This window comes from Nocardioides sp. Z38_18 (assembly GCF_058215695.1).
Genome location: NZ_JBZAJE010000001.1, coordinates 1,028,749 through 1,053,050, shown reverse-complemented (window position 1 = coordinate 1,053,050; position 24,302 = coordinate 1,028,749). Strand labels below are relative to the sequence as shown.

25 protein-coding genes are annotated in these 24,302 nt (G+C 70.2%); 5 read left to right on the top strand and 20 right to left on the bottom strand.

Going from position 1 to position 24,302, the window contains the following annotated elements; translation table 11 throughout:
• Window positions 1-11 precede the first annotated feature (11 nt).
• Both AC4BGC_RS04965 and AC4BGC_RS04960 read right to left on the bottom strand, forming a co-directional pair.
• Window positions 12-1,196, bottom strand: a complete 1,185-nt coding sequence (locus tag AC4BGC_RS04965) for an acyl-CoA dehydrogenase family protein (protein WP_490545597.1) — start codon at window positions 1,194-1,196, stop codon at window positions 12-14.
• A gap of 18 nt (window positions 1,197-1,214) precedes the next feature.
• Entirely contained in the window at window positions 1,215-2,810 is a 1,596-nt protein-coding gene (locus AC4BGC_RS04960) for a thiamine pyrophosphate-dependent enzyme (protein WP_490554623.1), read from the bottom strand.
• Between the two features lie 97 nt (window positions 2,811-2,907).
• Between AC4BGC_RS04960 and AC4BGC_RS04955 the strand changes: the two genes are divergently transcribed.
• Window positions 2,908-3,222 (top strand): hypothetical protein, encoded by a 315-nt coding sequence (locus AC4BGC_RS04955; protein WP_490545601.1) that lies wholly within the window; start codon window positions 2,908-2,910, stop codon window positions 3,220-3,222.
• A gap of 58 nt (window positions 3,223-3,280) precedes the next feature.
• Here AC4BGC_RS04955 and AC4BGC_RS04950 read toward each other — a convergent pair whose 3' ends face one another.
• From AC4BGC_RS04950 to AC4BGC_RS04905, 10 genes are all read right to left on the bottom strand, one after another.
• Window positions 3,281-4,339 (bottom strand): PDR/VanB family oxidoreductase, encoded by a 1,059-nt coding sequence (locus AC4BGC_RS04950; RefSeq protein WP_490554622.1) that lies wholly within the window; start codon window positions 4,337-4,339, stop codon window positions 3,281-3,283.
• A gap of 21 nt (window positions 4,340-4,360) precedes the next feature.
• Window positions 4,361-4,978, bottom strand: coding sequence for a 4-carboxy-4-hydroxy-2-oxoadipate aldolase/oxaloacetate decarboxylase (locus AC4BGC_RS04945; protein ID WP_490554621.1), 618 nt, complete (start codon window positions 4,976-4,978; stop codon window positions 4,361-4,363).
• 1 nt (window position 4,979) lies between these two features.
• Window positions 4,980-5,630, bottom strand: coding sequence for an RraA family protein (locus AC4BGC_RS04940; RefSeq protein ID WP_490545607.1), 651 nt, complete (start codon window positions 5,628-5,630; stop codon window positions 4,980-4,982).
• Between the two features lie 202 nt (window positions 5,631-5,832).
• Window positions 5,833-6,519 (bottom strand): RraA family protein, encoded by a 687-nt coding sequence (locus AC4BGC_RS04935; protein WP_490554619.1) that lies wholly within the window; start codon window positions 6,517-6,519, stop codon window positions 5,833-5,835.
• A gap of 83 nt (window positions 6,520-6,602) precedes the next feature.
• The gene (locus AC4BGC_RS04930; protein ID WP_490545611.1) at window positions 6,603-7,820 is read right to left on the bottom strand and encodes a Rieske 2Fe-2S domain-containing protein; all 1,218 of its coding nucleotides are present in this window, start codon (window positions 7,818-7,820) and stop codon (window positions 6,603-6,605) included.
• Window positions 7,821-7,902: 82 nt separating this feature from the next.
• Window positions 7,903-8,961 (bottom strand): amidohydrolase family protein, encoded by a 1,059-nt coding sequence (locus tag AC4BGC_RS04925; RefSeq protein ID WP_490545613.1) that lies wholly within the window; start codon window positions 8,959-8,961, stop codon window positions 7,903-7,905.
• Between the two features lie 38 nt (window positions 8,962-8,999).
• The gene (locus AC4BGC_RS04920; protein ID WP_490545614.1) at window positions 9,000-9,983 is read right to left on the bottom strand and encodes a DODA-type extradiol aromatic ring-opening family dioxygenase; all 984 of its coding nucleotides are present in this window, start codon (window positions 9,981-9,983) and stop codon (window positions 9,000-9,002) included.
• Window positions 9,984-10,093: 110 nt separating this feature from the next.
• On the bottom strand, window positions 10,094-10,843 hold the full coding sequence (locus tag AC4BGC_RS04915; RefSeq protein ID WP_490545616.1) for an IclR family transcriptional regulator: 750 nt from the start codon (window positions 10,841-10,843) through the stop codon (window positions 10,094-10,096).
• A 42-nt stretch (window positions 10,844-10,885) separates the two neighbouring features.
• Entirely contained in the window at window positions 10,886-11,266 is a 381-nt protein-coding gene (locus AC4BGC_RS04910; protein WP_490545618.1) for a RidA family protein, read from the bottom strand.
• A 22-nt stretch (window positions 11,267-11,288) separates the two neighbouring features.
• A complete protein-coding gene (locus AC4BGC_RS04905; protein WP_490545620.1) occupies window positions 11,289-12,077 on the bottom strand; it encodes an IclR family transcriptional regulator in 789 nt (262 codons plus the stop codon).
• Window positions 12,078-12,366: 289 nt separating this feature from the next.
• Here AC4BGC_RS04905 and AC4BGC_RS04900 point away from each other — a divergent pair, with 289 nt between their 5' ends.
• On the top strand, window positions 12,367-12,540 hold the full coding sequence (locus AC4BGC_RS04900) for a hypothetical protein (protein ID WP_490545622.1): 174 nt from the start codon (window positions 12,367-12,369) through the stop codon (window positions 12,538-12,540).
• A gap of 22 nt (window positions 12,541-12,562) precedes the next feature.
• Here AC4BGC_RS04900 and AC4BGC_RS04895 read toward each other — a convergent pair whose 3' ends face one another.
• The 4 genes from AC4BGC_RS04895 to AC4BGC_RS04880 form a co-directional block, all read right to left on the bottom strand.
• Entirely contained in the window at window positions 12,563-13,525 is a 963-nt protein-coding gene (locus AC4BGC_RS04895) for a type IV toxin-antitoxin system AbiEi family antitoxin (protein ID WP_490554618.1), read from the bottom strand.
• A 183-nt stretch (window positions 13,526-13,708) separates the two neighbouring features.
• Window positions 13,709-14,485 (bottom strand): isoprenyl transferase, encoded by a 777-nt coding sequence (locus AC4BGC_RS04890; protein ID WP_490554617.1) that lies wholly within the window; start codon window positions 14,483-14,485, stop codon window positions 13,709-13,711.
• 3 nt (window positions 14,486-14,488) lie between these two features.
• A complete protein-coding gene (recO, locus tag AC4BGC_RS04885; protein WP_490545627.1) occupies window positions 14,489-15,220 on the bottom strand; it encodes a DNA repair protein RecO in 732 nt (243 codons plus the stop codon).
• A gap of 96 nt (window positions 15,221-15,316) precedes the next feature.
• On the bottom strand, window positions 15,317-16,165 hold the full coding sequence (locus tag AC4BGC_RS04880; RefSeq protein WP_490554616.1) for an alpha/beta fold hydrolase: 849 nt from the start codon (window positions 16,163-16,165) through the stop codon (window positions 15,317-15,319).
• An 82-nt stretch (window positions 16,166-16,247) separates the two neighbouring features.
• Between AC4BGC_RS04880 and AC4BGC_RS04875 the strand changes: the two genes are divergently transcribed.
• The gene (locus AC4BGC_RS04875) at window positions 16,248-19,043 is read left to right on the top strand and encodes an ATP-binding protein (protein ID WP_490554615.1); all 2,796 of its coding nucleotides are present in this window, start codon (window positions 16,248-16,250) and stop codon (window positions 19,041-19,043) included.
• Between the two features lie 5 nt (window positions 19,044-19,048).
• Here AC4BGC_RS04875 and leuA read toward each other — a convergent pair whose 3' ends face one another.
• Complete coding sequence (leuA, locus tag AC4BGC_RS04870) at window positions 19,049-20,773, bottom strand: 2-isopropylmalate synthase (RefSeq protein ID WP_490554614.1); 1,725 nt, start codon at window positions 20,771-20,773, stop codon at window positions 19,049-19,051.
• A gap of 215 nt (window positions 20,774-20,988) precedes the next feature.
• On the opposite strand from leuA, the gene AC4BGC_RS04865 reads away from it, so the two are divergent.
• A complete protein-coding gene (locus AC4BGC_RS04865) occupies window positions 20,989-21,507 on the top strand; it encodes a flavodoxin family protein (RefSeq protein WP_490554613.1) in 519 nt (172 codons plus the stop codon).
• 48 nt (window positions 21,508-21,555) lie between these two features.
• Window positions 21,556-22,359 (top strand): septum formation family protein, encoded by an 804-nt coding sequence (locus AC4BGC_RS04860; RefSeq protein ID WP_490554612.1) that lies wholly within the window; start codon window positions 21,556-21,558, stop codon window positions 22,357-22,359.
• Window positions 22,360-22,376: 17 nt separating this feature from the next.
• Here AC4BGC_RS04860 and hisF read toward each other — a convergent pair whose 3' ends face one another.
• Genes hisF through AC4BGC_RS04845 form a run of 3 tightly spaced genes read right to left on the bottom strand, consistent with a single transcriptional unit; the run spans window position 22,377 to window position 24,288 of the window.
• On the bottom strand, window positions 22,377-23,153 hold the full coding sequence (gene hisF / locus AC4BGC_RS04855; RefSeq protein ID WP_490554611.1) for an imidazole glycerol phosphate synthase subunit HisF: 777 nt from the start codon (window positions 23,151-23,153) through the stop codon (window positions 22,377-22,379).
• Window positions 23,150-23,941 (bottom strand): bifunctional 1-(5-phosphoribosyl)-5-((5-phosphoribosylamino)methylideneamino)imidazole-4-carboxamide isomerase/phosphoribosylanthranilate isomerase PriA, encoded by a 792-nt coding sequence (gene priA / locus AC4BGC_RS04850; RefSeq protein WP_490545647.1) that lies wholly within the window; start codon window positions 23,939-23,941, stop codon window positions 23,150-23,152. The genes hisF and priA overlap by 4 nt, the downstream gene beginning before the upstream one ends.
• 17 nt (window positions 23,942-23,958) lie before the next feature.
• On the bottom strand, window positions 23,959-24,288 hold the full coding sequence (locus tag AC4BGC_RS04845; RefSeq protein WP_490554610.1) for a hypothetical protein: 330 nt from the start codon (window positions 24,286-24,288) through the stop codon (window positions 23,959-23,961).
• Window positions 24,289-24,302 lie beyond the last annotated feature (14 nt).

Here is a 24,302-nt window from a genome sequence, read left to right as displayed (position 1 = left end):
TCTGGGACTGATCAGTAGGAACGCGGCATGCCCAGGTCACGCTGGGCGATGCCGGCGAGGATGAGGTTGCGGCTGATCGGGGCGATCAACGAGCCGCGAGCTCCCTGGAACTTGCGCGCGATGCCGAACTCCTCGGTCAGGCCCATGCCCCCGAAGGTGTCCATGGCCGCGTTGGCCGCCTCCCACTGGGCATCGGCGGCGAGGAACTTCGAGGTGTTGGCGTACATCCCGTCGCGGCTGCCGTTGGCGAACTGCCGCGCGGCCTCCCATCGCGTCACGCTGGCAGCCTTGAGGTGGGCGTACGCGCTGGCGAGCGGGAACTGGATGCCCTGGTTCGCACCGATGGGCTTGCCGAAGACGACGCGCTCCTTGGAGTACTGAACGGCCCGGTCGATGAAGTACAGGCCGGCCCCGATGTACTCCGAGGCCACGCTGATCCGCTCGGAGTTCATCCCCGACATGATCACCTTGAAGCCCTTGTTCTCCTCGCCGATCAGGTTCTCCACCGGCACCTCGAGGTCGGTGAAGGTCAGCTGGTTCGTGTGGTGACCACTCATCACCTTGATCGGCTGTGCGTCGATCTGGCCGGTGTGCCGGGCCTCGCGGGTGTCGACGAGGAGCACCGAGATGCCGTCCGTCTTCACCGCGACGTCCTCGTACCGCTTGGTGCGCACCAGCAGCAGCATCAGGTCGGTCTGCATGAACCGCGAGGTGAAGATCTTGCCGCCGTTGACGATGTACTTGTCGCCCCGGCGCTCGGCGAAGGTCCGGATCCGGGTGGTGTCGGTGCCGGCGTCGGCCTCGGTCACGCCGAAGGACTGCAGGCGCAGGCCCTCGTTCGCGATCTTCGGCAGCCACTTCTGCTTCTGCTCCTCGCTGCCGTGTCGCAGGAGGGCGCCCATCTGGTACATCTGCCCGTGGATCGACCCGGCGGGGTTGCCCCAGCGGTTGAGCGTCTCGAGGACGACGCACGAGTCGGTGATGGTGGCGCCACCGCCGCCGTACTCCTCGGGGATGAGCATCGAGAGCCAGCCCGCGTCGGCGAGCGCCTTGACCCACTCGTCGGGGTAGACGCCGGCGTCGGCGATCTCGTTCCAGTACTCCACCGGGTACTTCAGGGCGAAGTCGGATACCGAGTCACGGATGGCCTCCTGCTCCTCGGTGAGCAGATCATCGGCCAGCCAGTCCTTAGCCATGGGGTGTTCCTTCCTCGTTCACGGGAGAGGCGCCTTGACGTGTACGTCGAGGAGCAGGGGCTCGGTGCGCTCACCGAGAGTCGGTATGACCTGGTCGAGAACCGTCACCAGCTCGTGGTGGTCGGTGATGCGAAGCGACGGGCAGCCGAAGCCGAGCGCCAGGGTGGCGGGGTCGATCTCCTCGAGGCTCGGCCACGGACCCCGGCCGCCCCGGGCAGCCGCCAACCGGTCCATCACGGCGTAGTGACCGTTGTTGAGGATCACGAAGAGAGCGCCGACCCGGTAGTGGACCGCGCTCCAGAGCGCCTGGATGCCGTAGAGGCTGGCGCCGTCGCCGACCATCGCCACGACGGGACGGTCGGGCCGCGCCATCCTGATGCCCGTCGCGGCGGGGATCGCGAAGCCGAGACCGCCCTGGGCCACGGTCACGAACCCGAACGGAGCTCGCGCCGGCATCAGGTCCAGGAGCCGGGCGCGGGTCGAGGGGCTCTCCTCGAGGACGGTCGAGGCCGCCGGGAGGCGGGCCGCGACCTCGGCGTACACGTGCTCGGCGCGGAGCGGGTCGGTTGCCGCGGGCACGAGACCGGACACGTCGCGGATGGGGACGGGCACGGCACGTCGCGGCAGCTCCGGGACGCGGGCGACGAGGTCGGTGACCACGGCCCGGACGTCCCCGACCACGGCGATGTCGGCGGCGCTGTAACCGGCCTCGTCGGGATCGTCGGTGATCACGAGGACCGACGTGCCCGGCTCCACGAACGGACCGGGACGGTAGCCGCCCTGCCGGAAGGCGGGCGCACCGACGACGACCACGGTGTCGTGGGCTGCCAGCGTGGCCCGCAGCTCGTCCCTGAACTGGGTCAGGTGTCCCTGGAAGCGCGGGTGGTCTCCCGGGAAGCCGGCCTGCGAGGCGGCCGACGACTGCCAGACGGGTACGTCGAGGCGGTCGGCGAGGGTGGTCAGCGCAGCCCAGGTCTCCGGGTCGTCGGCCCCGGGGCCGACCACGATCGCGGGTGAGTCCGCGGCGCTGAGCGCGTCCGCCAGCTGCTGCCCGACGACAGGGTCCGCAGCGGCACTGCGCACCAGTGTGCGTGGGGCCGCGGGCAGCGCCTCCGCATCCGCAGGCTCGAGCCAGTCGCTCATCGGCACGATCACCACGGCGGGCCCACGGTGCAGGCAGGCGTCGTGGTGGGCGCGCATCACGGCACCGGGGACCGCCTGCGGGTGCTCCGGTGAGTGCACGGCCACGGGGTAGTCACCTGCCAGGCCCGCGAGGTGGCCTGCGAGGAAGGGCTCCGACGCCAGGTGCCGGCGGTCCTGCTGCCCGACCAGCACCACCATCGGGGCCCGGTTGGTCCGGGCGGTCGCGATCGCGCCGACGCCGTTGCCCAGGCCGGCAGTCGTGTGCAGCAGCACCAGCGCGGGGCTGCCCGACGCCAGCGCGTGGCCGGCTGCCATCGCGACGACGGAGTTCTCGTGCAGTGCCAGGACGAAGTCGATGTCCTCGGGCAGGTCGGTGAGCAGCGCCACCTCGGTGGACCCCGGATTGGCGAAGACCTTCGTCAGGCCGAGATGGCGCAGCACCTCGAAGAGCTGATCGCGGACCGTTGCCATGTCGCTACTCTCAGCGAGTGCGGAGAGGACCGCAGTGGACCTCGCATCCAGTGGAACTCGACTCGAACCGCCCGCGGCCGGCGCCCATAGTGAGGCCATGGACATCCAGGTCAACTCCGAACGCAACCGCATCCACCAGGTCACGGACCTGGAGCCCGAGACCATCCACGGCGTCGCCGACCGCACCGCGGTCGCGACCACCTTCGAGGACCTCATCTACCGGGAGTCCGAGGTGGACGCGATGTGGTCACTGGTCGACATCCAGGTCCGGCAGGCCGAGCTCAACGGCTCGCCCGAGCTGGACAAGTGGGTCCGGCTCCGCGAGCGCCTGTGGGAGGCGCACGACCTGATCCCCGAGGGCAAGGTCGTCGAGTCCTCGGAGATCCTCCGCAGCCTGACCACGATGCTCTGACGGGCTGCCCGCGGGTCGCCCGTCCATCGGACGGCGGCCCGCGGCAGCCGGTCCGGTCCTACAGGTCCAGCACCAGCTTCTTGGTGCAGGCGCGGCTGACGCAGATCATCATCGTCTGGCCGGCGGCCCGTTCGATCGGGTCCAGCACCTCGTCGCGGTGGTCGGGGACTCCCTCGATCACCGGGGTCTCGCAGGCGCCGCAGAACCCCTCCTCACACGAGGAGATGGTCTGCGGCAGGTGCTCCCTGACCGTCTCCAGGACGGTGCGGTCGGACTCGACCGTCAAGGTGATGCCCGTCCTCTTCAGCTCGACCTGGAACGGCCCGTCGGGGGTGTGCTCCCCGCCGTCCTCGCCCGCGCCCCCCTCGACCGAGGCAGCCGCGGGCACCGGCGACACCGGTGCCTGAGTCGAGCCGGGAACCGGCCGGGACGCGGGAGTGGCCTTCGGCCCGGCCGCGAAGCGCTCCACGTGAACCGGGATCTTGAGATCCGCCCCCGTCTGCTCCACCGCCCGCAGGAGTCCCTCGGGACCACAGCAGTAGATGGCGGCGTCCATCGCGCCCTGCTCGAAGAAGGCACGCAGGTCGGGAAGGCCGTGCTCGTCCTCGGGAACGACCGTCACCGAGCTGCCGTAGGCCTCGAGCTCCTCGAGGAACGCCATCGTCCGGCGGGATCGTCCGCCGTACAGGAGCCGCCAGGGCAGGCCCTCGCTGTCGAGGTGGCGCACCATGGTGAGGATCGGCGTGATGCCGATGCCGCCCGCGACGAGGAGGTACTCCCCCGCCTCGCGCACCTTGAAGTGGTTGCGCGGGCCGCGCACGGCGATCGTCTTCCCCACCAGCTGGGTGTCGTGCAGCTCCTTCGAACCGCCCCGGCCGTGGATGTCGCGCAGCACCGCCACGCGCAGCTCCCTGCGGTCCTGGGTCCGGCCGCACAACGAGTACTGGCGCACCAGGCCTGAGGGCAGCACCAGGTCCACGTGGGACCCGGGCGTCCAGTCGGGGACGTCCTCACCCTCGGGATGGGCCAGGGCGATCGAGATGATGCCCTCGGCCTCCCAGCGCACCTGCTTGACGAGCATGTCACGCAGCGCGAAGCGCCCGGTGTCCTCAGTCATGCGTACCTCTCGTGTCCACCGTCAGACGGTGCGGAAGCCATAGATGTCCAGCGTCAACTCACCGGCCCGGATGCGCTCCATGAAGGCGGTCTCCTTCTCGATGCGCTCCTGCGACGCGGCCAGGGTGGCCTCGACCTTCTCCGGGGACAGCACGACGACACCGTCGGCGTCGGCGATCACGGCGTCCCCGGGGTTGACGAGCACCCCGCCCACGGTGACCGGCTCGTTGACGATGCCGGGGAAGTTCTTGCCGGTACGCCGTACGCACACTCCGCGGGAGAAGGCCGGGAAGCCCATCTGCTCCTGCTCGACGATGTCGCGCACGCCGCCGTCCATCACCAGGCCCACGACCCCGCGGGTCTGCGCGGCCACCGCGAGCACCTCGCCCCAGTAGCCGCACAGCTCCTCGCGGCCGTCCACGACGAGCACGTCACCGGGCCGGGCCTGCACGAGTGCGAGGTGCAGCGGCAGGTTGTCGGCCGGGTGCGTGCGCACGGGCAGGGCCCGGCCGGCGATCCTGGCGCCCTTGTAGATCGGCCGGATGGCCGGGTCGAGCGCTGCGTCGACACCAGAGGCCTCGTAGACCGTCGCGGCGCCGAAGTCCGCCAGCGCCTTGATCTGCGCGTCGGTGACCCCCATGTCAGGACTCCTGCCGCTGGAGCACGTGGTAGCCGAACTCGGCACGAGCACCGGCGATCGTGGCGCCGCCCTCGACCGCGCTCATGATCTCGTCCTCGGTCCTACCCACCTCGTCGGCGAGCCGGAAGACCTCTTCGGCGCGGTGGGACGGGATCACCACGACCCCGTCGTCGTCGCCGACGACGATGTCGCCGGGACGCACCTGCACGTCACCGAGCGCGACGGGCACCTGCACGTCGGCCACCTCGACGCGGTCCTTGCCGGTGCGCATGAAGCGTCCGGCGCTGAACATCGGGTAGCCCAGGCCCAACGGCACCCGGGTGTCTCGGCACACGCCCCAGATGGCGGTGCCGGCGAGCTTGTGGAGGTTCGCGTACGTCGTGAGGATGTCGCCCCACACCGTGCAGTCGGTGCGGCCCTGGTTGTCGAGCACCGCGACACCGCCCTCGGGGATGTCGTCGATGAAGTCGCCGACGGTGCCGACCGGGTCACCCGCCGGCACGTACCGCACCGTGTACGCGGGTCCGGCCATCCGGGTCCCGTTCTGCAGCGGCGCGACGCCGTGCACGCTGCCGGGGAGGCCGAGGCGGTCGAGTGCGTCGGAGATGGTCGCGGTCCCCAGGTCCTTGAGTCGTTCCACGTCGAGGTTCATCGTGGTTTGCCCTTCTCTCGTTGGGGATTGTCGTCATCCGCGGCGTTGGTCCACCGCGGTGCGACCGAGGCTATTGAGGAGTGGCGACCGTCCGGAGCGCTCCGATCACCGCGCGGAATACCTGTTCGCGAACCCGGTGGTTCCCGGGTGGGTGAGGCTGTCGAAACCACGCCGTCCCGCCCTGGTCGGCGGACGAGAGCCCTCAGCCCTGGGCGTCCGGCTTCAACGCGTTCTCGTAGGTGCCGTCGAGCACTTCCACGGCAGCCACCCCGGCCTGCAGCGCCTGCAGCATCCTGCGCTCCCGGGCGACGAGCTGCTCGGCCTTGGCCAGCACGGCCTCTGCGTCTTCGGGGGCGAACACGACGATCCCGCTGCCGTCGGCGACCACGAAGTCGCCGGGGTCGACACGCACACCGGCCAGGCTCACCGGCTCGTTGGTGCTGACCTCGTGCACCCGTGCACGCGCCGTACGCACGGCGCCGCCGCGTGCGAACACGGGGAACCGCATCTCACGTGCCTCGTCCACGTCGCGGCAGGCGCCGTCGGCGACGACCCCCGCGACTCCCTGGGCGACGGCCGCGGCGCTGAGCAGTCCGCCCCACGAGCCCATCGTGTCGCGACCGTCGTTGTCGACGACGATGACCCGGCCAGGCCCCGCCAGCCCGACTGCCCTCGCTCCGAGATGGACCGGAGCCGCGTCGGCGGGTGCGGGCCCCTCCGCCAGCTTCATCGTGACCGCGCGGCCCGCGACCTTGGCCCCCTCCCAGAGTGGGTGCAGCCCGTCGACGACGCCGACGAGGCCGAGCGCGTCGATGGCATCGGAGAGGGTGCAGACGTCAAGCGCCGCGATCCGGGCGTCGACGTCGTGGGTGTCCAGTGGCGCGTTCATCGGCCGCCTTTGCCTGTGGTGGTTGGGGATGAGTGCTCACCGGGTCCCGCGGAGACCGCGGGACCCGGTGAGGAAGGCTGGAGCTAGCCGCGGACGCCGGCCTCGAGGCTCTCGCTCGCCTGTACGCCGTTGAACAGGTCCGCCCACGTCTCCTCAGGGGTGCCGACCCCGGCGAACGAGCGCTGCCGGAAGGCCTTCGAGTGCTGCGCCTGGGTGGGCTCGGTGCCGTCGCGCAGCGCCTTGGCCGTGCGCAGCATCAGGCGCCGGGCCGCGACGATCGCCCGGTCCGTCGTACCGAGGTGCTCGCTCTCCCGCTGGCAGATCGGACCGTCCTGGTCCTCCTGCACCGGCATGTCCTGGCTGCGGATGCCGGTGATGCCGGTGAAGTTGTCGTTCGCCATCACCTCGAAGTCGCGCAGGTAGTCGTTGTCCATGTTGGCGATCGGGACGAAGTTGGCATCGGTGTGGACGTGCAGCCGGGTACCCGACATGTCGGCCTCCAGCTGCTCCTCGTTCATCGGTGCGTTGGCCGTCCACGACACGGTGAAGCCCCACATGCTCTCGTCGTCGATCGGGACCGCCGCTGTGAAGGTGTACTTGCCGTCACGGTTGGTGGGGACGATCGTCGAGGAAGGCATCAGGAAGGGCGTGATCCGGAAGTAGTTGCTGGCATCGCTCCGGGGCCGAGCGGCGATCGCGAGCAGTCCGACCGGGGTCTCGGCGATGGTGTACTCCGGGTTGCCCGCGGTCTCGAACATCTTCTGTGCCACGAACCCGTGCTCGGACTTGAGCTCCTTGTGCAGGAACTGCACGTGCGCGGTGTCGAGCTCACCCTCGATGCTCTGGAAGAAGTTGTTGCGCTGGTGCCGCTTGGAGACGAAGTAGTGGTCCTCGGGGAGCAGGGTCCAGTCGTGCTCCGGGAACTCCGGCTGCAGGTCCGCCGGTCCCATGTAGGTCCAGATGATGCCCCCGGCCTCGTGGGTGGGGTAGGCAACCGCCTTCACCCGTGACCGGTAGTCCGAGTCGTCCGGCTCGGCCGGCATCTCCATGCACTGACCGTCGAAGCCGAACTTCCAGCCGTGGTAGACGCAGCGCAGGCCGTCCTCCTCGTTGCGACCCCAGTAGAGGTTCGCGTGCCGGTGCGGGCACCGCGACTCCAGCAGGCCGACCTTGCCGTCCTTTCCGCGGAAGGCGATCAGCTTCTCGCCCAGCAGGGCCACCTTGACCGCGGGGCCGCCCTGCTTCGGCAGCTCGGTGGAGAGCATCGCCGGGATCCAGAAGCGACGGAAGACCTCGCCCATGGGCGTGCCTCTCCCCGTCTTGGTGAGAAGTTCGTTGTCTTCGACACTGAGCATGGTCTTTCCCTTTCCTCTGCTGTTCGTTTCAGTTGGTCGCGGCGAGCGCCGGCTGGGCGATCCGGCCGCTGCGAGCGAAGCCAGGGACAACCCGGAGCGGGTTGTCGTGGAAGATCGCTCGACGGTCCTCGTCGGTGAGGAAGTCGAGGGAGTCGAGCACCGGCACCAGGTCGTCCGAGGTGCGGCCGGTATCGGCCCGCACGGCCCCACCGGAGCCCGGAGCCTCGGTGCCGAAGACCATCCGGTTCACGCCGCGCTGCTTGATCGCCGCCTCGAGGAAGTTCAGGTCGTAGCCGCAGCTGTCGTAGAACAGGTTGTTCGACAGGTCCTTCTGCGCCAGGTGCTTGTCGGTGTCGATGAAGCGGTCGAGGGCACCGCCGCAGTGGCAGATGATCACCCGCAGCTTGGGGAAGCGGTCGAAGACCGGGCCGTGGCTGAGGAACTGCCCGGCCAGGTACTGCTCGGTGAGGAAGTGCATCTGGTAGTTCATCGGCACGTTGTTGGTGCGGAACCTCGGGTCGAGGGTGTTCGTCCCGTGCACGATCAGCGGGATGTCGTACCCCTCCGCGGCCTCGTAGAGGTCGAAGTACCACTCGTGGTCGAGTCCGTGTCCGCTCCGGTTCCCGGTGATGTCGGGCGAGAGGTACGCCGCCACGAAGCCCAGCTGGTTGACGCTGCGGTCCAGCTCCTTCAGGACGTGCTTGGTGTCGGGGTGCGAGGCGTGCAGCGGAAGCTGGGCCGCCCCGACGAACCGGTCGGGGAAGAAGCCGACCTGCTGGGCGATCATGTCGTTGACGTACTCCGTCCACCCCGGCTGGATGTGCGGCTCCATCCAGCCGAACTGGAGGAAGGGACGCGGACCGAGCACCTGCACGTCGATGTTCCGGGCGTCGATGTAGTCGACGTGGGTCTGCGCCGCGGCGCGGAACTCGTCCTCGCTGACGCCCCTCGAGGTGATCGCCTTCTGCCCGATGTTGCTCGGCATCGGCTGGTTGGAGCCGAGCATCGCGACGACTCGGTTGTTGGCGGCCGGCGGGACCGTGACGTGGCCATGCACGTCTAGAACCAGGTAATCGTTGTAGGTCATGTGGTGTTCCTTTGGTTCAGGGGTGGGGGGCTCGGCTGCTACTGCCAGTAGGCGAAGGCCATGCCGGTGCCGGTGCCCGCCGGGCTGCGGTAGCCGGGGACGTAGTCGACGATGGTGGCGGTCTGCTTCTCCAGGACTCCCGCGGCGGCGACCCAGTTGAGGATCTCGGCGCTTCCCGAACGAAGGTGCTTGCGCGGGATGTCGGCGAAGGCCGCCCCGTCGCCCGACACCAGGCCGTCGAGCACCTTCTGGTCGAGCTCCTCGTTGACCACGAAGTGGGAGAGACCACCCGAGGTGATCACGCCGACACGTACGTCGGCCTCCCACGACTCGACCGCCTCCCGGATCGCCTGCCCGAAGGCGAAGGTGCGCGCGGGCTTGGGGGTGTTGGGCGGGAAGTAGCAGTTGATGAACAGCGGCACCATCGGGATCTCGGGGTCGAGACCGAGCCGGTAGCGCGGGAACGTGAACGCGTGGCCCAGGGTGCGGTCCTCGCGCTGCTCCTTGAACCAGTGCACGTCGAAGTCGCGGTCGGTGAGCTGCCCGGTGATGTGCGCGGCCAGCTCGCCGTCCGTCTTGTGCCAGGCACGGTCACCGGCGTGGGCGGCCCACGACGCGGCCTGGATCCCAGCGGGGAGCTTGGAGAGGTCGCGCTGGTTCTCGTCGAAGAGCTTGTCACCGTGGTAGAGCGCGAAGGCGGGGACACCCTCGTCCTTGAACAGCTCCCACTGGTCGTCGCCGATCACGAGCACGACGTCGGGCTTCGCCTCGGCCAGCTTGGCGGAGAGCACCTCGATGCCCTTCTGCGCACGCTCGTACTTGGCCCGGTAGATCTCGGGGTCGAGCTGGTCGAGCACCTCCTGCGGAGCGGTCGGCAGCTCGTCGTAGGTGTGGAACTCGCCGTCCTTGCCCAGCAGCCTCGGGTTCCCGCGGTCACGCTCACCGTGGTTTGCCCACCACTCCACACCTGAACTGAGTTGGGGGGTGTGGGACGCAGCTACGCCCACTACGATCTCGGCCATCGAAGTTCCTCTCCACGCGTCATCGGACGAGTACCACTGTCGAGGTACCTACGCGTCGGAGCCAGAGGTGCTCGCACCTACCGGAACGTCTCCTGGCCGATCACCGAATCTCAGCGCGCGTCGGCGGGGGGCCTGCCCTGGTCGGCGATGAGGAGCTCGGTGATCTCGTTGCTGCACGCGGTCATCGGCTCACGGAAGTCGTCGAGGTCCTGGGGGGTGAGCCGGGTCGAGGGACCGGAGACGGTCATCGCCGCGATGACTCGCCCTCCCGGGCTGCGCACGGTGGTCGCCGCAGCCACCACGCCGTCCGTGCGCTCGCCGTACGACACCTCCCAGTGGGCCTCGCGGAGCCTCTCCAGGTCTGCAGGCGTGGGGACGAACCCGCCCCGGGGGCGCTCCAGCTCGGCCAGGACGGCTCCGCGGCGCGGTGCCGGCTCGAAGGCCAGCAGCAACCTGCCGCTCGCCCCCACCCCGAGCTCCGCGTGCCGGCCGAGCGACACGATCGGGCGCAGCGAGTAGCGGGACTCGACCGAGGCGATGCAGACGCGGGCGCCGCTGTCCACGACGTAGAGGTGGACACTCTCGCCGAGGCGATCCCGGAGCCTGCGCATCGGAGCCTCTGCATATGCCCGGAGGTTGAACCCCGCGATGGCGACAGCACCCCAGTAGAGGAGTCGCGAGCCCAGGGAGTAGCCGTCGGCCTCCCGGCGCACGATCCCGAGCGAGATCATCTCCGCGAGCAGGCGGTGAGTGGACGACTTCGGCAACCCGACCGCTGCCGCCACCTCACCCAGACGGGCGGGCGACTCGGCCGCGCACAGGTAGTCGAGCGTCTGGCTCGTCCTCTGCAGCACCGACATGGCGATCCTCACTCTCGACGCGGTCGGGCACCACCCCGGGGGTCAACTACCGACGACGGCCAAGCACTCTAGCTGGATCCGCATGCCGGTGAGCTCGGTCTTCAGTGTGTGCCGGACGGGCCGGCTATCAGCGTCGGGAAACATCTCGATCCACACCGGGTTGACGTGTGCGCGGATGTCGCGGTCGTTGACGAAGACTGTCACTTTCGCGACATCATCAGGGCTCGCACCGGCAGCGTCAAGGATGGATCTCAGGTTGGCGAAGGCCTGGGCGACCTCGGCTGCCGGGTCCTCGGGAAGCTCCCCCGACTTCGGGTCGCGTCCGCTGACGCCGCCGGTGAACAGCAGGCCGCCGAGGACCGTTGCAAGCGGGATGGGCTGGTTGCCGTGGCCCAGACCGGCCACCTCGATCGTGCGTCGCATGTTCAGACCTTTCTTTGGCGGATCAGACGGGTGCAGCGGTTCGACCGAAGAAGGAACGGGTGGCCCCGAGCTCCTCGGACACGGCACGGGCCGCCTGCCGGACGGCCTCGCCGTGGGCCCGGGTCAGGCGCTCGGTGGGAACCACCACCGAGAGCGTGGTGCGCATGGCGCCGGCGGCGTCGAAGACGGGAGCGGCGATCCAGGACCTGGTGCCCGCACGGTCCCGCGTGGTGGCCAGCCCGTGGGCACGGATCTCGGCCATGCTGCGCAGCAGGAGGAACTCCTTGCGCAGCAGCTCCTGGGGCAGCCGGACGGCGCGCTCGGCGGCCATGCTGCGCAGCTGGGCGATCGGCAGGTGGGCGAGGAAGACCAGGCCCGGGGCAACCGTGCCGAGCGGGAAGCGTCGGGTGGACTGCCAGGTGAGGTCGCACGACCGGCCGGCGATCTGGTCCACCAGCAGCAGGTCGTCCTCGTCCCGGGAGCCGAGCACCACGACCTCACGTGTCGCGGAGTAGAGGTCGACCATGTGCGGACGTGCCACGTCGCGCACCTGCCGGGCTCCCGGCACACCCCAGCCCAGGCGCCACAGCCGCATGCCGAGCTGGTAGCGACCGCGCGTGGTCCGCTCGACCGCTCCCCACTCCACGAGGCTCGCCAGCATCCGGTGCACGGTCGCCGGGGGAAGCCCGGTCTTGTCACAGAGCCGCGAGATCGTCTGCTCGGGTTCGGAGCCCGAGAAGCAGTCGAGGATGTCGAACGCCCGACCAAGCACAGAGCGCTTGGCGTCGAGATCCGCACTGATGGGGGGCATTAACTCTCCTGTTATTCGGAACGCTGCTGGACTGGTGGCCCAACCTACGAGACGCTCCGCTGCGTGTCAACGGTCACATGTGCGCTCCATCACCTACGCTTAGAGCGCAAATCTCCCTCCCGACGCCTCTGTTCCTACCCCACCCAACCGAAGCCGCAGCGTTCCGAATAACAGAACACCCACCTCTCCCCCGCCCCGCCGACACGTCGCAACTGAAACCCCAGACGTCGCCGAGACGTCACAACTGAAAGAACTGGCCGTACGCTCGGAGGCAACCCTGGAGGTCGTCATGCCGGAGCAGGTCGAGAGCGCCCCTCGCCAGAACAAGTACGCCAAGCTGCCCGAACAGGTCAGGTTCGAGGACATGGTGGCCACCCACGAGGTGCGTCAGCAGCCGACCGAGAAGGGCGAGCACGACCGCGACACGGAGTTCATGCTGCGGACCACGGGCCTGTTCATCTAGGGGCGTCGTCCGGCGTTGGCCTTCACAGCCGACGCCGCGCCCGCCGTACCCCGTCGAGCAGGATGCTCTCGATGTCGCGGTCGTTTCCGAAAACGTTCTCCTTGGTCACCGGCTCGATGATCCAGCCACGTTCCTCGCGCAGCCAGGTACGTCGCTTGAGATCACGCTCGCGCTGCTCCGGTGTACGGCGATGCCACTCCTCCCCGTCGTACTCGGCAGCGAAGCGAAGCTGCTCCACCCCGAGGTCCAGCCAGTAGGAGAACCCGCCCGGGCGAGTGATCTCGATCTGCAGGTCGGGCCGCGGCAGGATGAGGAGGTCGAGCCAACGGAGCCGGAGAATCGACTCACCGGGCGACTCCGCACGTCCGTCGGCCAGCGGGGCGAACCCACGCAGCTGACGCACGCCGCGCATCCCGCGGAACAGCTCCACCGCCTCGCACAGCTCCTCCCGGGTGAATGCGCCGAGGCGCAGCATCGCGTCCAGCGCCGCGAACGCCCGATCTCGCGGCAGGAGCCGACCGAGGTCGCAGGCCGTGCGCAGCGGCGTCGTCACCCGCAGGCCGAGAATTTCCACGATGTCCTCGGGCCGGAGGGTTCGCTGGCCGCTCGCGCTGAGGTCGTTGCGCAGGCGGGCACCCGTGCGGTTCACGAAGATCGACACGGCCGGGACGACCAGGTGGTCGCCGGGCGCGAGCACCATGGGTGCGCCGAGCAGCCAGCCGGCGGTCCGGTCGGTCACCACGGCATCGGGCGGGACCACCAGCCGTAGCGCCGCCGCACGCAGCTCGAGGGAGTCGGGCACCTGCATGGCGACGTACACGCCCTTGACCAGTCGTCGCAGATACCCCTCCGCGCACAGCACGCTCAGCTCGGATGAGCAGATCCCCGCGCTGCGCGCGTCCGCAGCGGTGAACGGTCGCTCCAGCGGCAGCGGGAAGCGCTCGTCGAGAAGCACGGCACCTGGTGCGAGGAACGGTCTCATCATGACCTGAGCCTCGACCGAAACGGCGGAGGCTGGTTCCTGTTATCCACAGGCCATCCCAGCCGGCTTTCAGATAGGACGTCTCGGCGGGGTTTGGGCTTTCAGATGGGACGTCTCGGCGGGGTTTGGGCTTTCAGATGCGACGTCTCGGCGGGAGGGTGGGGGCGGGAGGTTGGGGGCGGGGGGTCAGGCGGTGCCGTAGCGGCGGTTGCGGGTGGCGTAGGTCTCGATGGCGGCCCAGAGGTGGCGGCGGTCGATGTCGGGCCAGAGGACGTCGCTGAAGACCATCTCGGAGTACGCCGCCTGCCACAGCATGAAGTTGGACAGGCGCTGCTCGCCGGAGGTCCGCCAGACCATGTCGGCGTCGGGGAGCTCGGGGACGTAGAGGTACTTGGCGAAGGTGCGCTCGTCGATCCGCTCAGGGTTCAGCCGCCCGGACGCCACGTCGCGGCCCATCGCCGCGGCCGCGTCGGCGAGCTCGGCGCGACCGCCGTAGTTGACGCACATCGTCAAGGTGAGCACGTCGTTGTCCCGGGTGAGGTCCTCGGCGACCTGGAGCTCCTTGATCACCGAGCGCCACAGCCGCGGGCGGCGACCGGCCCAACGCACGCGTACGCCGAGCTCGTGCATCTCGTCGCGCCGGCGGCGGATCACGTCACGGTTGAAGCCCATCAGGAACTTCACCTCATCGGCCGACCTCGACCAGTTCTCGGTCGAGAACGCGTAGGCCGAGATGGCCTTCACGCCGATCTCGATCGCGCCCTCGACCACGTCGAACAGCGAGGACTCCCCCTGCTCGTGGCCGGCCGTGCGCGGCAGCCCACGCTGCTTGGCCCACCGGCCGTTGCCGTCCATGATGATCGCCACGTGGCCGGGGACCTGGTCCAGCGGGATCGCGGGCGCAGTGGCACCGGAGGGGTGGGGTGTCGGTGGGCGCACGGGACGCCGCGGGGACCTGCGCACGGCTCATCCCTCGCTGACGTAGGGCATCGAGCGCAGACCACGTTCGAGGTGCCAGGCCACGAACGCCGACACCAGCCCGCGGGCCTCGCGACGGTTGCGCTGCTGGGCTCCGTCGACGACCGCCCAGTCGCCGGCCAGGAGCGCGCCGAGCAGGAGCAGGGTCTCCGGCGCCGGGCTGGCAGAGCCGGGCACCCGGCAGTCCGGGCACAGGGTGCCGCCGGCTGCGGGGCTGAACGCGCGGTGCGGCCCCTCGAGCCCGCAGTTGGCGCAGCCCGCGAACGAGGGCGCGTAGCCGGCCACCGAGAGCGACCTCAGCAGGAAGGAGTCGAGCACGTCACCGGAGCGGTGCTCGCCGGCCGTCATCGCCCGCAGCGCCCCGACGAGCAGGAGGTACTGCTGCACCGAGGGCTGGCGCTCCTCCGAGACGAGGCGCTCGGCGGTCTCGACCATCACGCTCGCGGCGGTGTAGCGGTCGTAGTCGGCCGAGATGGCGTTGCCGTACGGCGACCGCGTCTCGGCCTGGGTGATCGTGTCGAGGTTGCGGCCCACGGCGAGCTGCAGGTCGACATGGGTGAACGGCTCGAGCCGCGACCCGAACCGGGAGGAGGTCCGGCGTACTCCCTTGGCGACCGCACGGACGACGCCGTGCTCGCGGGTGAGCAGCGTGATGATCCGGTCGGCCTCTGCGAGCTTGTGCGTGCGCAGCACGATGGCTTCGTCGCTGTACAGGGGCATGGGGCCATTGTCCCCTGCCGCGCGGACAACCGAGAACGACCCGCCGCCCGGCTCGCACAAGGCCCCGGCACTGCCCGCCCAGGGCCCGGAGAGGGCTCAGCCGCGGAGCCTGCGGGCGCTGGCCTGCTCGTCGAAGCACCGCTCCACGAACCCGGCGGCGATCTGGTTCAGCCGCTGGGGCCGCAGCCGCCACTCCAGGATGTTGTGCGCCTCGACGAAGGTGGAGTCGGGGAGCTCCTCGGCCAGCATCGCGGCGTCGGCCGCCGGGTGCACCGGGTCGCGTCGGTGCCCCACCACCAGGGCCGGGGTCTCGATGCTCCTGCGCATCCGCGAGGAGGGCGCGATCCGGCCGAAGAAGATCCCGTGGATGGCCGCGGCCATCGGTGCGGGCCGCTGGTCGAGGGTGTCCAGCACGATCCCGGTCCAGAAGGGCACGACGCCGCGGGGCACGGCCCGGGTGACGAGGCGTACGCCGGCCACCGTCGCCGGCATGAAGCGCGAGAGGAACAGCAGCGGCGCGAAGGCGAGCATGCCGGCCTCGAGGGCGTTGTCGAGCACCGGCATCTCCAGCAGCAGCCCGCGCACGCGCTCGGGGGCGAGCACCGCTGCCTCGAGGGAGGAGTTCGCGCCCAGCGACGTGCCGCCGATGACGGCGCTCTCGATCTCGCGGTCGTCGAGGAGCGCGATGATCTGCTCCCCGAATGCGGTCATGGAGTACTCCAGCGGGTCCTCGGGGCGGTCCGAGCGCCCGTGGCCGAGCAGGTCGACGGTCAGCACGTGCGCCCCCTGCGCCGCCAGGTGGCGGGCGAGCGGCTGGTGCATCCGCCGCGGCATCAGCTGGCCGTGCACCAGGACGACCCAGCGCTCGCCGCTGCCGTACTCGGTGTACTCGAGCCGGTGACCGTCGTGGAAGAACTGCCCGATCCGCTCCGAAACCAAGGTCATGGCGCCACTTTGGCACGCGTGTGCCACACGGCGTACGACCGCACGCAACGAGGGTTCGCAAAACCCATCAAAACGTCTCGCCATGCGGGACAATCGGGCGGTGCGGAGAGGATGGCTGACCTCAGGGGGCCTGCTGGTCGGGTGCCTGGTGGTCGCTGCCTACCTCGCCGGCATCAGCGCCCTCGCACTCGCGGAGCGCTCCGACAGCACTGCGGCCTGGTGGCCCGCCGCCGGGATCGGCGTCGTCGCGATGATGCTGGCCCCTCGGCGGCAGTGGCCGGTCGTCCTCACCGGGCTGTTCCTGGCCTACACCCTGGCCAACCTCACCCTGGGCCGGTCCCTGCTGGTCGCGACGCTGATCGGGGTGGTGGACCTCGCCGAGACCGTGGTGGTGGTGCTGCTGCTGCTCGCCCACGTCGGTCGCCAGATGCGCGACGTGCTGGACGTGTGGAAGCTGTTCCTGATCGCCGGCACCGGTGGGCTCGTCGCCGCCGTGGGCATCGCGGCGGTCCTGACGGCCTTCCTCGACCAGCCGTTCTGGCCGACAGCGAGCCTGATCCTGCCCTCGCACGCCGCGTCGTTGATGCTCATCGCCCCCCTGGCGCTGCTCGGGCGCGGCGGTTCACGGCCGCGGGGGTCCACGTCGTACGTCGAGCTCGCGGCGCAGGTGCTGCTCCTGGTCACGGCCACGCTGATCACCTTCAGCGACGCCCAGCTGACCCTGGGCTTCGCGCCGCTGCCGGTGATCGTGTGGGCCGCGGTGCGGTTCTCCCCGCGCGTGGTGGTGATCGAGCAGGTCTCCTACGCCACAGTCGTGACCCTGTTCACCACGTTCGGGTGGGGACCCTTCTCACCGGAGAACAGCGCCAACGCCAGCAACAGCACCCAGCACGCGCAGCTGTACCTGATCTGCCTCGTCCTGGTCGGGCTGCCCCTGGTCCAGGCGATGCGGCAGCGCGACGAGGCGATGACCCAGGTGCTGGCGAGCGAGCGCACCTTCCGGCGCAACTTCACCGAGTCCCGGGTCCCGGTGGCGATCATCCGCCGGGAGGGCGACGACCTGTTCTTCCGCGAGTGCAACGAGGCCACCAGCGGCCTCCTCGGGCTGTCCTCGGCGGAGATCGCCGGCACCCGGCTGACCGACCTGCTCACCGCTCCCGAGCTCGACACCGCGGCTCGCCGGATCGTCGACGGAGAGGCGGCCGGCTGGTCGGGCCCGATCGGGGTGGTGGGGTCGCCGCGCACCCGCCTGGACGCCACCTTGTCCCTGATCGAGCAGCGCGAGGGCGGCTCCCTGTTCTCCCTCAACCTCGTCGACGTCACCGCCCCGCACGAGATGGCCGAACGGCTCGAGGCGGAGCGCAACTACACCCGCGCGGTCATCGACACCGCCAGCAGCATGATCCTGCTGACGCGCATCGACGGCTCGGTGATCGCGGCGAACCCGGCCACCTGCCGGCTCACCGGCTACACCGAGGAGGAGCTCATCGGTCTCCCGATGTGGGAGCTGCTGATGTCAGGCCAGCAGCGCGACGGTGCCGTGGCCCTGTTCGCCCGGCAGCGCCTGCCGATGACGGGCGAGGCACAGCTGCGCACCAAGGACGGCCGCCGGATGGCGGTGATCTTCTCCAGCGCCACGCACCGCGCCAGCGCCGACGCACCGGTGACGATCGTGATCTCCGCGACCGACGTGACCGACGCCAGGCAGAACGCGGGCATGGTGAACCACCTGCTCCGCTCGGCGCGGACCATCGCCTTCGTCGGCACCGACCTCAAGGGCCGGATCACCCTGTTCAACACCGGCGCCGAGCAGATGCTCGGCATCGACGCGGACTCGGCGAACGGACGGGAGCTCGTCGAGTTCCTCTCTCCGGAGGACCTGGCCCCCTACTCCTCGCGGGAGGACGGCACCAGCACCTTCCAGGCCATCGTGGGCCACTCCGCAGGCGACCTCGCCCCCGAGACCCGCGACTGGACGTGGCTGCCGGCCGGGCGGGCTCCGCTGCGGGTCTCGATGACGACGAACCCGGTCACCGACACCTTCGGCGACCTCTTCGGCTACCTGTTCGTGGCCAGCGACATCACCGACACCCGCCGCAGCCAGGACATCCTGGTCCGGGCGCTGCAACGCGAGCGGGACGTGGTCACCCGGCTCAAGGACCTCGACAACGTCAAGGACGACTTCGTGACCACGGTCAGCCACGAGCTGCGCACCCCGATGAGCAGCATCATCGGCAGCGCCGAGATGCTCGCCGACGGGATGGTCGGCGAGCTCAGCCCCGACCAGCTCAGGATGGTCGAGGTGATCACCCGCAACGGGGACCGGCTGCTCTCCCTGGCCGACGACCTGCTGCTGCTCGCCACCTTCGACCAGAGCGCGCCGCCCGACCAGACCGGGGACGTGGACCTGCGCGACGTGGTCCACGAGAGCGCGAGCGCCGTCTCGACCGTGCTCGCCACCCGCAGGCTGGACGTGAGCTTCGTGCTCCCCGAGGAGCAGGTGCTCGTCCGCGGCGACTCCAGCCACCTCGAGCGCGCGCTGACCAACCTGCTCACCAACGCGGTGAAGTTCACCCCCGACGGCGGCAAGATCACCGTCGAGGCCCACGAGAACCGCCGCGCACGCGTCGCCGTGCTGACCGTCACCGACACCGGCCTCGGCATCCCGGCCGCGGACCTCGAGCACGTCTTCGGCCGGTTCTACCGCTCCGCGGACGCCCAGGAGCGGGCGATCCAGGGCTCCGGCCTCGGTCTCGCGATCGTGAAGACCATCGTGGAGAACCACGAGGGCCGCATCGACGTGCAGTCCGAGGCGGGCAGCGGCACCACGTTCACGGTGACGCTGCCCCTGGTGCGGTCAACCGTCCACACCGGCTGAGTCGGCTACCTGCGGTTGACCGCGGAGATCACGGCCTTCAGCGAGGCGGTGACGATGTTCGCGTCCACCCCGACACCCCAGAGCAGCTGGTCGCCGACGGCGCACTCGACGTACGCCGCCGCGAGGGCGTCGCCCCCCGAGGACAGCGCGTGCTCGGCGTAGTCGAGCACCCGCACGTCGAAGTTGTCGGGCAGCCCGTTGATCGCGTCCACGAACGCCGCGATCGGCCCGTTGCCCGACCCGTGCAGCTCTCGGATCTGGCCGTCGACGTAGACGTTGACGTCGAGCTGGTCCTTCTCACCGGCGGCCGAGGAAGTGTGCACCGAGTTCAGCTTCAGGGGCGTCTCCCGGTCGAGGTACTCGCTGCGGAACGCGTCCCAGATCGCGGCCGAGGTCATCTCGCCGCCCTCGCCGTCCGTCTGCTCCTGCACGACGCGGCTGAACTCGATCTGCAGGCGCCGCGGCAGGTCGAGCTTGTGCTCGGACTTCATCACGTAGGCGACACCGCCCTTGCCCGACTGGCTGTTCACCCGGATCACGGCCTCGTAGCTGCGGCCGACGTCCTTGGGGTCGATCGGCAGGTACGGCGCCTCCCAGGGGTGCTCGCCCACGGGGTGGCCGGCCTCCTCGGCCTCCTTCTCCAGCGCCTCGAGGCCCTTCTTGATGGCGTCCTGGTGGGAGCCGGAGAAGGCGGTGTAGACGAGGTCGCCCGCGTAGGGGTGGCGCGGGTGGACCGGCAGCTGGGTGCAGTACTCCACCGTGCGACGGATCTCGTCGATGTCGGAGAAGTCGATCTGGGGCTCGATGCCCTGGCTGAACAGGTTCATCCCCAGGGTCACCAGGCACACGTTGCCGGTGCGCTCGCCGTGGCCGAACAGGCAGCCCTCGACGCGGTCCGCCCCCGCCATCATGGCCAGCTCGGTCGCCGCGACCGCGGTGCCGCGGTCGTTGTGCGGGTGCAGGCTGATCGTCGTGTGCTCGCGGCGGGTCAGCTGCCGGGAGAACCACTCGATCTGGTCGGCGTAGACATTCGGGGTCGCGACCTCGATCGTGGCCGGCAGGTTCAGGATGATCTCGCGACCGTCCTCGGGCTGCCACACGTCGGAGACGGCCTCGCACACCTCGAGGGAGAACGGCAGCTCGGTGCTGGTGAAGATCTCCGGGGAGTACTCGTAGCCGATCACGGTCTTGGACAGGTTCTGCTCGGCGTACTTCATGAACAGCTCGGTGCCGCGCACCGCGATGTCCTTGACCTCGTCGGTGCTGGCGCGGAAGACCACGCGCCGGAACATCGGCGCCAGGGCGTTGTAGAGGTGGATGTTGGCGTGGTGCACACCCACCAGGGACTCGGTGGTGCGCTCGATCAGGTCCTCGCGGGCCTGGGTCAGCACCGAGATGGTGACGTCCTCGGGGACCTTGTCGCGCTCGATCAGCTGGCGCACGAAGGCGAAGTCGGTCTCGCTGGCCGAGGGGAAGCCGACCTCGATCTCCTTGTAGCCCATCTTGACCAGGAGGTCGAACATCTTGTGCTTGCGCTCAGGGGACATCGGGTCGATCAGGGCCTGGTTGCCGTCGCGCAGGTCGGTGGAGAGCCACCGGGGCGCCTGGGTGATCTGGGCCGAGGGCCAGGTCCGGTCGGGCAGGTCGATCGGGGGGAACGGCCGGTACCGCTCGACGGGCATGCCGCTGGCACGCTGGGTGTTGACGAATCCGGATTTCTGCAGGGTCATGGGTCTTCTCGCTTGCTGAAGTGACGGGCGCCGGGGACACACACGCTCCGCCGCGAGGGGTCCGGCTCCGCTAGATGTGCGGGCTGACCTCGCGGCGGCACCGAAGAAGGCCGCCGAGTGGGCTGAGGAGTGCTGGAAGGCGCGTCATGACCTGACCACCCTAGCAGCGGCCCCGCGCCCCCGCTGCCGGCCCGGCACTTGGGAGACTCGGGCCCATGAGCCGCCTGCTGGTCGTCCACCACTCCCCCACCGCGTCACTGCGCTCGCTCACCGAGGCCGTGGTCGCCGGCGCCCACGACGACGCGATCGAGGGCGTGGAGGTGGTGGTCACCGAGGCGCTGGACTTCGCCCGCGGCGCCGCGGGTGCCCGGGACCTCCTCGAGGCCGACGGCTACCTGCTCGGCACGCCCGCGAACTTCGGCTACATGTCCGGCGCGCTCAAGCACGTCTTCGACTCGACCTTCCTGCAGATCGGTGGCGCCCTCTCCGAGGACGGCAGCGGGCAGGAGTCGGCCCAGGAGTCGAGCGGGACGACGGCCGGGCGGCCGTTCGGGCTCTACGTGCACGGCCGCTACGACACCACGGGCGCGGTGCGCTCGGTGCTCTCGATCACCGGGGCACTGGGCTGGCGGCGCGGGTACGACGTGCTCGAGGTGATGGGTGAGACGACCGGCGCGGACACCGCCTCGGCGTACGAGCTGGGCGGTACCATCGCGGCACTGCTCGCCCCGTGACTCTCGTCACGTGCTGGCCGAGGACCCGGAAGCCTGGAGGAACCGCACGTGCCTGGCCGTACCGCGTGGACCCGCGTCGCCGCCGGACTGCTGGCGCTGCTCCTCGCGGGCTCGCTCGCCGCCTGCTCGGCACCGTTGCGGCCCCAGACGGTCGCGGACCGGACCACGACCCCCAAGCTCGGGGCCTGCTACGTGCTCACCCCCACCGACACCGAGAAGCCGAGCAACACCTCGGAGGAGGTCCCGTGCACCGAGCCGCACACCTCCCAGACCTTCGCCGTCGGCACGCTGCCGGGGTCGACCGGCAAGGCGTACGACGCACCGGGGCACGGCACCTGGATCTACCCCACGTGTGAGCGTGCCTTCGAGCGCTTCCTCGGCGTCGACGAGAGTCTCGCGATGAGGATCCAGCTGAGCTGGGCCTGGTTCCGGCCCTCCGAACGCGGCTGGGACAAGGGCGCCCGCTGGTACCGCTGCGACCTGGTCGGCGGCCCGGCCGACGCCGAGAAGTACGCCGCCCTGCCCACCACGGCCAAGGGGCTGTTCCGCGCGAAGCCCCCCGAGCAGTGGCTCCGCTGCGCACTCGGGGACACGCTGGCGGGCTCGAAGAAGGTCAGCTGCAGCGAGAAGCACAACTGGCGCGCGGTCACCACGATCAAGCTGGGTCAGCCCCAGGACCCCTACCCCGGCGACCGGCTGGCCGAGGTGCGCTCGCGCGACTTCTGCTCCGACTCGGTCGGCGCCTGGATGAACTACCCGGTCGAGTACGACTTCGGCTACACCCGGTTCCACGAGGCGGAGTGGAAGGCCGGGAACCGGCGCAGCATCTGCTGGGCCAAGACCGACCGCTGAGCGGCCCCTGCGTCGGGTCAGCGGACCGGGTGCCCGGCCCGTTCCAGGGTCTGCTTGACCTCGGCGATCCGCAGGGTGCCGAAGTGGAACACCGTCGCCGCCAGCACGGCGTCCGCGCCCGCGTCCACCGCCGGGGGGAAGTGCTCGAGGGAACCCGCTCCCCCGCTGGCGATCACGGGGATCGACACCTCCCTGCGGATCAGGCGGAGCAGCTCGAGGTCGAAGCCGTCGCGGGTGCCGTCGGCGTCCATCGAGTTGAGCAGGATCTCGCCCGCGCCCAGCTCGGCCGCCCGGGCAGCCCACTCGATCGCGTCGAGACCGGCCGACTTCCGCCCGCCGTGGGTGGTCACCTCGAACCCCGAGTCGGTGGCGTCCGGCGACCCCGCGGGGACCCGTCGCGCGTCCACCGAGAGCACCAGCACCTGGTTGCCGAACCGGTCGGCGATCTCGGCGACCAGCTCGGGTCGCCGGATCGCCGCGGTGTTCACGGCGATCTTGTCCGCACCTGCTCGCAGCAGTCGGTCGACGTCCTCGACCGACCCGACTCCCCCGCCGACGGTCAGCGGGATGAACACCTGCTCGGCCGTGCGCGAGACGATCTCCATCGTGGTCGCGCGACCTTCGTGGGAGGCCGAGATGTCGAGGAACGTGAGCTCGTCGGCCCCCTCGGCGTCGTACACCTTGGCGAGCTCGACCGGGTCGCCGGCATCGCGGAGGTTCTGGAAGTTGATCCCCTTGACCACCCGTCCGCCGTCGACGTCCAGGCACGGGATCACGCGTACGGCGAGGCTCATGCCTGTCCGGACCCCGTCGTGCCCCGGGTGAGGTCGAGCGCCTCGGTCAGGGTGAACCGGCCCTCGTAGAGCGCGGTGCCGATGATCGCTCCCTCCACGCCGCCGGGCTGGTCCGCCGGCGTGACCAGGGCCATCAGGGCCTCGAGGTCGGCCAGCTCGGTGATGCCACCGGAGGCGACCACGGGACGGTCGGTGCGGGCACACACGCTGCGCAGCAGCTCGAGGTTCGGGCCCTGGAGCATCCCGTCCTTGTTCACGTCGGTGACCACGTAGCGCGCACAGCCCTGCTCGTCGAGGCGCTCGAGCACCTCGTACAGGTTGCCGCCCTCACGGGTCCAGCCCCGGGCGGCGAGCGTCTCCCCGCGCACGTCGAGCCCGATCGCGATCCGGTCGCCGTACTTCTCGATGACGCGCGCGCACCAGTCGGGCGACTCCAGCGCGGCGGTGCCGATGTTCACGCGGCGGCAGCCCGCGGTCATGGCGGCCTCGAGGGAGTCGTCGTCGCGGATCCCGCCGCTCATCTCCACGTCGATGTCCAGGGTGCCGACGATCCTGGCGAGGAGCTCACGGTTGTGGCCCCGGCCGAAGGCGGCGTCGAGGTCGACGAGGTGGATCCACTCCGCCCCGGCGTCCTGCCAGCGCAGGGCGGCCTCGACGGGGTCGCCGAACCGCTTCTCGGAGCCGGCGACCCCCTGGACGAGCTGTACGGCGTTCCCGCCGGCGATGTCGACGGCTGGGAGCAGCTCGAGGTGGGTTCCCTGGCCGGTGGGGATGGGGGCGGCGGTCATTGGATGGTCTCCGGTTCTCAACGTCGGCGGAACAGCATGGTGTGCAGGACAGGGGCAGCGAGCAGGCTCACGATCAGGGCCATCGCCCGTGCGGGCCAGCCGGGGAAGAGCACCCAGACGACCACGTTCACGACGAGCAGGAGGGCAAGCGTGGCACCGGTCTCCCGGCGACGGCGGGCGGCCAGGATCCCGGTCGGACGCGAACGACGCCGGGGCAGCCACGACCCGAAGGCGCGCCGACGAGCGGCACGGCGCTCACGGCGCTCGGCCTCGGAGGCGCGCGCGGCGGTCACGATCGCGGCCTCCTTCTCCCGGGCCTCGCGTCGCCGGGCGCGTTCCTTGCTCATCGCGGGCTCATCGG